The sequence below is a fragment of the Rahnella sp. NRRL B-41462 genome (assembly GCF_003263525.1).
Lineage (GTDB): Bacteria > Pseudomonadota > Gammaproteobacteria > Enterobacterales > Enterobacteriaceae > Rahnella > Rahnella aceris.
The window spans coordinates 1-10,090 of the sequence record NZ_JYDF01000064.1; the positions used below are offsets into that span (position 1 = coordinate 1).

Consider the following 10,090-nt stretch of genomic DNA (forward strand, 5'->3'; position numbering starts at 1 on the left):
TCATCTGCATCCAGTTTTTTACCATTATGGAAGGTGACGCCATCACGAACGGTAAACACCCACTCGGTGGCACCGGGTTTGGCTTCCCAGGCGGAGAACAATTCAGGCGTGGCTTTGTTATTTTCATCAATTTCAATCAGGCCGTTCATCAGCATATATGCCTGATTTAATGGCACCCAGTCGCTGAATAATGTCGGGTCCAGCGTATCACTGGTATTTCCCCCTGACATACCCAGTTTTAATATGCCGCCTTTTTTCGGCTCAGCAGCAAAAGCAGAGAACGGTGAAAAGCCCATAGCACTGGTAATACCCACAGCGGAAACGCTGGTAATAAAGCCGCGACGGCTAAGTTGTGCATCCTGCATTAATTTCGTCAAAGGGGAATTATTATCTTTCATTAATTATCTCCATAGTACGTGCTGGAATTTTATAGGTGCAGGCGAAATACCCCGGGTGTTTCTAAATTGGCGCAATGGATTGCCTTGATGATTTATATCAAAACCCCCTGTTGAACTTGCATGAGAATTTATCATGAGGGTATGCGAAAAATGCGCGGCAGAACACCCTGAAAAGCTTTATTTTTCTCAGCTATCAACGTCTGGAAAGGGAAGTGACCGGTGGAACTGCATACAGTTGTCGGTTTAATTGGCGTGTTTTGCTATCTTCTGGCTTATGCGCTGGTTCAAATGCGCAGGCTAGCGGTTGATGCTAACAGTTACGCCTATCTTAATATAATCGGCGGCGTGTTTGGCCTGTATTCGTTAAGTCATGATTTCAACCTTGCATCCTGTATTTCGCAGTCATGCTGGCTGTTATTCACATTAATTGGTATGAATTCTGCGAGAAAACGCAGATATCTGGAGAAAAACAAAATACCGCCAGCCGATGTCAATTCATAATATTTTATTATGACGTCGGATTATTATTATTTTTCATAAATCACTGTGAACATGATCTCGTCAATCCTGCTGAATATTCATTGCCAGACCGGATATCCGGCCTGGCAAATTCATTCACTTTACGGCTGTTTTAACCAGTTAATGACTTTATGCACCACAGGTTTGAGGAACCGGTCCTGCGGCGTCAGCATGTAGCATTTTCCGGCGGCAGCCAGTTTGCCGGGATGTGCGGCGACCAGTTGGCCGTTATTGATGTAATCCTGCACCAGTCCTTCCCAGCCCAGCAAAATCCCATCTCCCAGCACCGCCGACTGCACCAGAAACGGATAGTTGTTGGCCCGCCATGTTCTGCGCGGCGTGACGAAGCTGACGTCCTGCGACGCAAACCAGTCGCGCCAGCCGGTCCATTCGCGTTGCGGGTCATCCTGAATAAGCAATGTCTGTTCAAGTAAATCGGCGGCGCTGGCGTCAGGTGGCATACGGCTGAGGAATGACGGCGAGCACATCGGATAACAGACTTCGTCAAACAGCGCCTGTACGTGATAACCGGGCGGTGGCTCGCGCAGATAGAAGATAGCCAGATCAAATTCTGATGACTTGAGATCTGAAAAGCTGTCGGAAATCTTCATGCGGATTTGCAGGTCGGGCAGCAACTGGCGCAACGAGGAAAGACGCGACGAAAGCCACAGGCCGCTCATGGCGCTGGTGCAGGCCAGCGTGACCTGCGGCAAACCGTTCCAGCCCATGACTTCCGCCGTGGATTGCGAAATATCACCCAGTAATTTACGCACTTGTTGCGCATAGGTTTCACCGCGCGGCGTCAGGGTCGTTTTACGCTGGGCGCGCTGGAAAAGCTTACAACCGAGCATTTCCTCCAGTTGAATGATCTGGCGGCTGATGGCGCTTTGGGTAAGATTCAGCTCGTCGGCTGCCCGGGAAAAACTGCAATAACGCGCCACGCATTCAAAAGCCACCAGCGTGTTCAGTGGCGGTAACGGTTCTATCTGCACGGTAAAAGTGTCTCCGGATGGACGTTTAGCAGTTTTCCAGCATCTGAGAAATCGTCAGGCCCACCTGCTGGATGGCGCGTTCAGTTTTTGCTGTCAGGGGCTGTGCATAATTGATGCGCAGGCAATTGCGGTATTTGCCAGAAGCAGAGAATATCGAACCGATGGCAATTTGCACTAAATGCTCTTCGAGCAGCCGGTTCAGCCGCTGTGTATCCACGCGTTCATCAAGTTCGATCCACAGCAAAAAACCGCCCTGGGGGCGGCTAACCCGGGAGCCGCACGGAAAATATTTCATCACCCAGTCAGTCATGGTGCACAGATTGCGCTGGTACTGGTTACGTATCCGGCGCATGTGCTGCAGATAATGCCCCTGTTTGATGAAATCCGCGATAGCGATTTGTGGCAGCGTAGCCGAGGCGCCGGTGGTGATGTATTTCATGTGCAGCGCACGGTCGTGATAGCGACCCGGCGCGATCCAGCCGACGCGTAAACCGGGCGCCAGCGTTTTGGAAAACGAACTGCACAGCAATACGCGGCCATCTTCATCGAAAGAGGTAATGGTGGCAGGGCGCGGATACTGATACGCCAGTTCACCATAAACATCGTCTTCGATAATGGCGATATCGTAGCGTTGCGCCAGACGCAGCAGGCTTTTCTTACGGTCATCAGGCATGTTGTAACCGAGCGGATTATTGCAGTTGGGCGTCAGTTGTATGGCTTTGACCGGCCACTGTTCCAGTGCCATTTCCAGCGCTTCCAGACTGATGCCGGTGACCGGATCGGTCGGGATTTCCAGTGCTTTCATACCGAAGCCTTTCAGGGTTTGCATCGCCCCGTGAAAACTTGGTGAATCCACCGCCACGATATCGCCGTGTTCACACACCGAACGGATGGCGATAGACAGCGCTTCATGACAACCGGTGGTGATCAGGATATTGCTGGCATCCATATGGCTGCCGCTGTCAATCATCAGACGGGCGATTTGTTCGCGTAATTCTTCTGAGCCGTAAATGCTGTCGTAATGAAACGCGTTGAGATTCTGATGCTGGCCGGCGCGCCCCATCAGGCGGCTGAGGGGCCTGAGCGTGGCAGCCGTAACATCCGGCGAGCCCCGCCCGAGCTGCACCACGCCGGGACGGTGCGGGGACGTAATCAGTTCGAGTACCTGATCCCACTGGGAAATATCCACCGGACGTTGCGTCGGGCGGCAAACCGCCGGAAGCGCTGCCTGCAAGCGTGCATCTTTGACAAAGTAGCCTGATTTTGGTCGTGCCTCCACCAGCTGTTTTTCTTCCAGCACGCGGTAGGCCTGCTGAACCGTGCTGACGCTGACGCCATGTTCACTGCTTAACACCCGCACCGAAGGCAGCCGGATACCCGCCGGATACAGCCCCTGCTCAATACGGTCACTCAAGACATTTGCCAGATTTTCGTAACGATTCATTATCTTTTCCTCAACGCCTGCGCAAAGAAAGCAGTACAGATTGACACAATCTAACGCTGAATCTGTCATCAGATCCAGATCTGTATGGTCGAAATATAAAAAAACTGAATCTGTAATGTTTTTACTGTTTGTAAGATCCTGATGTCAGGTCGTCAACGGGAGCAGAATATGAAAAATATCATTGAAGAACGGCAGTTTGCCGGATGTGAGACACGCGTTTGTGCTGATATCTTGGGGGCGGATAGGGCAGTACAGATGCCGCAAAAAAAGAGCGGATGGATAAAACAGTTGTTTGCTATCGTGCATGGCTGGAATGAGCGCCGCGTCAGCCGCAAGATTTTGCATTCGCTGAGTGCTGATCAATTGAAAGATATCGGGCTGGCGAAATCGGATATCGACAGAGAGTATCCGAAAGCTATTTGGCCGAACTGGCCGAAGTGATTATGCTCCCTCCCCTGCGAAGGGGAGGGCCGGGGTGGGGTATTAAGGTCAAAAAAATAAGCTGAAGTTTCTCCAACTCTTTATTTTGTCTGTAAAACCCCCTCCCAACCTCCCCCTTCGCAGGGGGAGGAGCAGTCATGAGTTTTATTTAACCTGCATACCAGGCTGTGCGCCGGAATCCGGGCTGAGCAGGAAGATGTCTTTTCCGCCTGGGCCCGCCGCCATCACCATCCCTTCAGAGATGCCGAAGCGCATTTTACGCGGTGCGAGGTTAGCGACCATGATGGTCAGACGGCCTTCCAGTGCTTTCGGATCAGGATACGCAGAGCGGATACCGGAGAAAATCTGACGGGTTTCACCGCCCAGATCCAGTTGCAAACGAAGCAGTTTGTCTGAACCTTCCACGAAATCAGCGCTCTTGATCAGGGCAATACGCATATCCACTTTGGCGAAATCATCAAACGTGATGGTTTCCTGAATCGGGTCATCGGCCAGCGGACCGGTTGTCGGTACTTTGGCGGCTGCGATGTCTTCTTTCGAGGCATCAACCATCGCGGTGACTTTATCCAGTTCGATACGGTTAAACAGCGCTTTGAACGGATTTACCTGATGCGACAACAATGGTTGGGCAATCGCGTCCCAGTCCAGTGTGGTATTCAGGAAGGCTTCTGTGCGCTCTGACAGTGAAGGCAGAACCGGCTTCAGATAGGTCATCAGTACGCGGAACAGGTTGATGCCCATTGAGCAGATGGCCTGCAGGTCGGCATCACGGCCTTCCTGTTTTGCGACAACCCACGGTGCCTGTTCATCGACATAACGGTTTGCCAGGTCAGCCAGCGCCATGATTTCGCGGATTGCACGGCCTGATTCACGGCTGTCATACGCCTGAGCAATGCTTTCAGCGGCATCGGTGAAGGTTTTGTACAGCGTTTCATCGGCCAGCGTGTCAGCCAGTTTGCCGTCAAAACGTTTGGCGATGAAACCGGCATTACGTGAGGCCAGGTTAACCACTTTGTTCACGATATCAGCGTTAACGCGCTGCACGAAATCTTCCAGATTCAGGTCGATATCGTCGATGCGTGAAGACAGTTTCGCGGTGTAGTAATAACGCAGGCAGTCCGCATCCAGATGGTTCAGATAAGTGCTGGCTTTGATGAACGTGCCACGCGACTTGGACATTTTTGCGCCGTTGACGGTGACATAACCGTGCACAAACAGGTTGGTCGGCTTGCGGAAACCGCTGCCTTCCAGCATGGCAGGCCAGAACAGGCTGTGGAAATAAACGATGTCTTTACCAATAAAGTGATACAGCTCGGTGGTGGAATCTTTTTTCCAGAACTCGTCAAAATTCAGGTCAGTGCGGCGGTCGCACAGGTTTTTGAATGAACCCATGTAGCCGATTGGCGCGTCCAGCCAGACGTAGAAATATTTGCCCGGCGCATCAGGAATTTCAAAGCCGAAGTATGGCGCATCGCGTGAGATATCCCACTGTTGCAGACCATGCTCGAACCACTCCTGCATTTTGTTTGCCACTTGTTCCTGCAACGCGCCCGAACGGGTCCACGCCTGCAACATCGCGCTGAATTCAGGTAAGTCAAAGAAGTAGTGCTCGGAATCACGCAACACCGGCGTCGCACCGGAGACCACCGATTTCGGGTCAATCAGTTCCGTCGGGCTGTAGGTTGCGCCACACACTTCACAGTTATCGCCGTACTGATCCGGTGATTTACATTTCGGGCAGGTGCCTTTAACGAAACGGTCTGGCAGGAACATGCCTTTCTCAGGATCGTACAACTGCGAAATGGTGCGGTTTTTGATAAAACCGTTTTCTTTCAGACGACCATAAATCAGCGCAGACAGCTCACGGTTTTCGTCGCTGTGCGTGGAGTGATAGTTGTCGTAGCTGATGCCGAAGCCGGCGAAATCTTTCTGATGCTCCTGGCTCATTTCGGCAATCATCTCTTCCGGCCTGATACCGAGCTGCTGCGCTTTCAGCATGATCGGGGTGCCGTGTGCATCGTCCGCACAGATGAAATGCACTTCATTGCCGCGCATTCGCTGGTAACGGACCCAGACGTCAGCCTGGATGTGCTCGAGCATGTGACCGAGATGGATGGATCCGTTGGCGTACGGAAGTGCACAGGTTACCAAAATTTTTTTCGCGACTTGAGCCATAGTAAGAGCTTGCTTTCTGTAGTTGAAATCAGGGGCATTGATGTTAACCGAAAGCGCCGCCCCGCGTAAACAAACGGGGGATCTCCTTACGTGTGTTCTGTTATGCTTATGGATAGATAAATAGTCTGATAACCCCCTTTCAAGGAGCCGGGATGACATCTCAATCCCCACAGCAGACCACACCCGCAGGGCTGCGCGCACTCGTGACCGGCGTACTGGCCACCTTCCGCCATTCCACACTGCAAAAAGATTTGCCCGCGATGAAAGCGTTGCATCACTGCGTGTTAATGGATGACGTTTTACATATTGATCTGACCCTGCCGTTCGCCTGGAACAGTGGTTTTGATGTATTAAAAGAACAAACCAGCAGCGAATTGTTGCGGGTGACCGGTGCTTCGGCCATTCAGTGGAATCTGCGCCACGATATTGCCACCATCAAACGGGCAAACGATCAGCCGGGTATCAAAGGTGTGCGCAATATTCTGGCGGTCAGTTCGGGTAAAGGCGGGGTAGGGAAATCGACCACGGCGGTGAACCTGGCGCTGGCGCTGGCAGCAGAAGGTGCCAAAGTCGGTATTCTGGACGCCGATATTTACGGCCCGTCAGTACCGAATATGCTGGGCACTGAGGAAGAACGCCCGACCTCGCCGGACGGCGTGCACATGTCGCCGATTATGGCACACGGCCTGGCGACCAACTCGATTGGCTATCTGGTGACGGATGAAAATGCCATGGTGTGGCGCGGGCCGATGGCCAGTAAAGCGCTGATGCAGATGCTTCAGGATACGCTGTGGCCGGATCTGGATTATCTGGTCATCGATTTGCCGCCGGGTACGGGTGATATTCAGCTGACGCTGTCGCAAAACATCCCGGTTACCGCCGCCTTAGTGGTCACGACGCCGCAGGATATTGCGCTGCTCGATGCAATGAAAGGCATCGTGATGTTTGAAAAAGTGCATGTGCCGGTTCTGGGGATTGTAGAGAACATGAGTATGCATGTGTGCAGCAACTGCGGGCATCACGAACCGATTTTCGGTACCGGTGGCGCACAACGTCTGGCTGAGAAATACCGCTGTGATTTACTGGCGCAATTGCCGCTGCATATTTCGTTGCGTGAAGATTTAGATCGTGGTGAGCCAACAGTTGTTTCCAATCCTGAAAGTGAATTCACGGCAATTTACCGTGAGCTGGCGGCAAAAATTGCGTCACAACTGTTCTGGAAAGGCGATGCCATCCCGACTGAAATTGCCTTCAGAGCCGTTTAATCCCCCAACTCTGTGAATTATTACCTGATGTCAGCGATTACACAGCCTTAACGCTGGCATCGGGCAGTGTGTTGTACTTATAATTGGCGCGTTCAAAGCATATATCTGTGCTTGCCTTCCAACTTCCAAATCAGGTCTTTAATTTTATGTCTGACAAATTCCATCAGTGTGTCATCGTGGGTATCGCTGGCGCATCTGCTTCGGGAAAAAGCCTCATCGCCAGTACGTTATACCGTGAACTTCGTGATCAGGTCGGTGATGAGCATATCGGGGTGATCCCGGAAGATTGCTACTATAAAGACCAAAGTCACATGACCATGGAAGAGCGGGTCAAAACCAACTACGACCATCCCAGTGCGATGGACCACAATTTGCTGTTCCAGCATTTACAGGCAATGAAGTCTGGTCAGGCGATTGAATTGCCAAGCTACAGCTTCATTGAGCATACCCGTCTGCCTGAAACGGTGACCCTTAAACCGAAGAAAGTGATTATCCTGGAAGGGATCCTGCTCCTGACCGATGCACGTTTGCGTGACGAAATGAATTTCTCCATTTTCGTCGATACTCCGCTGGATATCTGTCTGATGCGCCGTATGAAGCGTGACGTCAATGAACGTGGTCGTTCGATGGATTCTGTGATGGCGCAGTATCAGAAAACGGTTCGTCCAATGTTCCTGCAATTTATCGAGCCTTCAAAACAATACGCAGACATCATTGTGCCGCGCGGCGGCAAAAACCGGATTGCGATTGATATCCTCAAGGCTAAAATCAGCCAGTTCTTCAATTAATCGCGGAACAATCCGTTAAAACCATACCGGAGATACGATGAGACTTTGCGACCGAGATATAGAGGCCTGGCTGGACAGCGGCAAATTAGGCATTTCACCCCGTCCTCCGGTTGAACGGATTAATGGTGCAACGGTAGATGTGCGTCTGGGTAACGGATTTCGCGTTTTCCTCGGGCACAATGCGGGTTATATCGATCTGAGTGGCCCTAAAGACGAAGTCAGCGCTGCACTCGATAAAGTGATGAGTGATGAGATTGTGTTGCCGGAAGGCGAGGCGTTCTTCCTGCATCCGGGCGAACTGGCACTGGCGGTGACCTTTGAGTCTGTCACCATTCCTGACGATCTGGTGGGCTGGCTGGACGGACGCTCTTCACTGGCGCGTCTCGGGCTGATGGTGCACGTGACCGCACACCGCATTGATCCGGGCTGGCAGGGGCGTATTGTTCTCGAGTTTTATAATTCAGGTAAGCTCCCGCTGGCGCTTCGCCCGGGAATGTTGATTGGCGCGCTGAGTTTTGAACCGTTATCCGGTTCTGCTGCACGGCCATACAATAGCCGTCAGGACGCGAAATACCGCGACCAGCAAAGCGCTATTGCCAGTCGTATTGATAAAGACTGATTCTGTTTTTTATCCGTTTTCCGGATAAAAACGTGAGGAAGGCATGAGAAGACTCCTGACAACACTGGTGATTTTACTGGTGGTTATCATTGCCGGTATGACTTCGCTGGTATTCCTGATTAACCCGAACGATTTCCGCCAGTACATGGTAGAGAGGGTCGAGGTGAAAAGCGGCTATCAACTGGCTATCAACGGTTCCCTGCGCTGGCATGTCTGGCCGCAGCTCAGCATCATTGCCGGACAGACCTCTCTGACCGCGCCTGGGGCTAAGGCACCGGTTGTCAGCGCTGAGAACATGCGGCTGGATGTCAAACTCTGGCCTCTTATTTCTCATCAGCTCGCGGTTAAGCAGGTTCTGCTGAAAAACGCCGTCATTCGTTTAACGCCGGAAACGGAAGAGAATCAGCCCAATGCACCGGTCGCACCTTCTACGCCAACGCCTGTTGCGCCCGGCGCATCCGAACTTGAAGCGGGCTGGAAATTTGATATTGATAAAATCAGCGTGGCTGACAGTTTACTCATCTGGCAGCGCGGTGATGACGAGCAGATCAACGTGCGTGATATCAATCTGGAAATGGAAAAGAATGACAACCGTCAGGCTAGTATCCAGCTTTCAAGTCGCATAAACCGCGACCAGCGCGATCTGTCGTTCACCATGAAAGCCGACCTGGATATGCAGCACTATCCGCAGGCTGTCTCTGCCAGCATCAGCAAGTTCACTTATCAACTGAACGGTGCCGATATCCCGGTGAAAGGCCTTCAGGGGAATGGTTCCATGCAGGTGAGCTATCAGCGTGATAACAATATGCTGACGCTGAACCAGCTGGCGCTGTCGGCCAATGATAATCAGATCTCCGGCACGGCCTCTGCGAAGCTGGGAGAACTGGCGGATTATCAGCTCAATTTAACCGCTGATAAGCTTGATCTTGATGCGCTTTCCGGCTGGCAGCCTGATACGCAGGAACAATCGTCGCAAACCGCGCAGTCTGTGACGTCAGCACCCGTTATCGCCCGTGATGTGGATGAACAGCCAAACGGGCTGAATGATTTGCAAACCTTCAATGCCACCCTGGCGCTGAAAGTTGCTGATCTCACTTATCGCGGTATGAAAATCCAGAACCTTGCCCTGAATGCGGTCAATCATCAGGGCCAGGTTTCCTTGCCGGCATTTAGCGGCAACCTGGGAACAGGGCGCTTTTCTCTGCCAGGCACCCTGGATGTCACGGGGAATAAAATTCAGGTCCATCTGACACCGGATGTGGACAGCATTGAACTGGGTGATTTACTGACAGCTTACGGGTTACCGAAAGTCCTGACCGGGAGCTTCTCTATGCAAGGGAATGTTAACGGAGAAGGGTTGTCGGCCGTTGATTTTGCACGGCGATGGCAAGGCGAGGGGCAGCTTTCAATGGATAACGCGCGTCTGAATGGCCTTAATATTCAGCAACT

Annotated in this window: 9 protein-coding genes and 1 pseudogene; 6 read left to right on the top strand and 4 right to left on the bottom strand. The window is 52.0% G+C overall.

What is annotated here, in order from left to right:
* Positions 1-398, bottom strand: a pseudogene (locus UC14_RS16355) (peptide ABC transporter substrate-binding protein); the annotation flags it as partial.
* A gap of 219 nt (positions 399-617) precedes the next feature.
* Between UC14_RS16355 and UC14_RS16360 the strand changes: the two are divergent.
* Positions 618-899 (top strand): hypothetical protein, encoded by a 282-nt coding sequence (locus tag UC14_RS16360; RefSeq protein ID WP_013575058.1) that lies wholly within the window; start codon positions 618-620, stop codon positions 897-899.
* Positions 900-1,018: 119 nt separating this feature from the next.
* Here UC14_RS16360 and UC14_RS16365 read toward each other — a convergent pair whose 3' ends face one another.
* Positions 1,019-1,909 carry a LysR substrate-binding domain-containing protein gene (locus UC14_RS16365; protein WP_013575059.1) on the bottom strand — a complete coding sequence of 297 codons (891 nt, stop codon included), beginning with the start codon at positions 1,907-1,909 and terminating at the stop codon, positions 1,019-1,021.
* A 25-nt stretch (positions 1,910-1,934) separates the two neighbouring features.
* Positions 1,935-3,353, bottom strand: a complete 1,419-nt coding sequence (locus UC14_RS16370; RefSeq protein ID WP_013575060.1) for a PLP-dependent aminotransferase family protein — start codon at positions 3,351-3,353, stop codon at positions 1,935-1,937.
* Positions 3,354-3,521: 168 nt separating this feature from the next.
* On the opposite strand from UC14_RS16370, the gene UC14_RS16375 reads away from it, so the two are divergent.
* The gene (locus UC14_RS16375; protein WP_015689690.1) at positions 3,522-3,794 is read left to right on the top strand and encodes a DUF1127 domain-containing protein; all 273 of its coding nucleotides are present in this window, start codon (positions 3,522-3,524) and stop codon (positions 3,792-3,794) included.
* A gap of 144 nt (positions 3,795-3,938) precedes the next feature.
* On the opposite strand, the gene metG is transcribed toward UC14_RS16375, so the two are convergent.
* On the bottom strand, positions 3,939-6,128 hold the full coding sequence (gene metG / locus UC14_RS16380; protein ID WP_255563068.1) for a methionine--tRNA ligase: 2,190 nt from the start codon (positions 6,126-6,128) through the stop codon (positions 3,939-3,941).
* On the opposite strand from metG, the gene apbC reads away from it, so the two are divergent.
* From apbC to asmA, 4 genes are all read left to right on the top strand, one after another.
* Positions 6,122-7,234: an iron-sulfur cluster carrier protein ApbC gene (gene apbC / locus UC14_RS16385; RefSeq protein ID WP_013575063.1), complete on the top strand. Its 1,113-nt coding sequence runs from the start codon at positions 6,122-6,124 to the stop codon at positions 7,232-7,234. The genes metG and apbC overlap by 7 nt on opposite strands.
* Positions 7,235-7,380: 146 nt before the next feature.
* On the top strand, positions 7,381-8,022 hold the full coding sequence (gene udk, locus UC14_RS16390; RefSeq protein ID WP_013575064.1) for a uridine kinase: 642 nt from the start codon (positions 7,381-7,383) through the stop codon (positions 8,020-8,022).
* Positions 8,023-8,059: 37 nt separating this feature from the next.
* Positions 8,060-8,641 (top strand): dCTP deaminase, encoded by a 582-nt coding sequence (gene dcd, locus UC14_RS16395; RefSeq protein ID WP_013575065.1) that lies wholly within the window; start codon positions 8,060-8,062, stop codon positions 8,639-8,641.
* 43 nt (positions 8,642-8,684) lie between these two features.
* Positions 8,685-10,090, top strand: a 1,406-nt coding sequence (gene asmA / locus UC14_RS16400; protein WP_112198059.1) for an outer membrane assembly protein AsmA, incomplete at its 3' end; no start/stop codon positions are given.

Bases quoted from the DNA above. Each gene is read 5' to 3' on its own strand.
- apbC (WP_013575063.1), top strand. From the start codon at position 6,122: ATGACATCTCAATCCCCACAGCAGACCACACCCGCAGGGCTGCGCGCA.
- UC14_RS16370 (WP_013575060.1), bottom strand. From the start codon at position 3,353: ATGAATCGTTACGAAAATCTGGCAAATGTCTTGAGTGACCGTATTGAG.
- udk (WP_013575064.1), top strand. From the start codon at position 7,381: ATGTCTGACAAATTCCATCAGTGTGTCATCGTGGGTATCGCTGGCGCA.
- dcd (WP_013575065.1), top strand. From the start codon at position 8,060: ATGAGACTTTGCGACCGAGATATAGAGGCCTGGCTGGACAGCGGCAAA.
- metG (WP_255563068.1), bottom strand. From the start codon at position 6,128: ATGTCATCCCGGCTCCTTGAAAGGGGGTTATCAGACTATTTATCTATC.
- UC14_RS16375 (WP_015689690.1), top strand. From the start codon at position 3,522: ATGAAAAATATCATTGAAGAACGGCAGTTTGCCGGATGTGAGACACGC.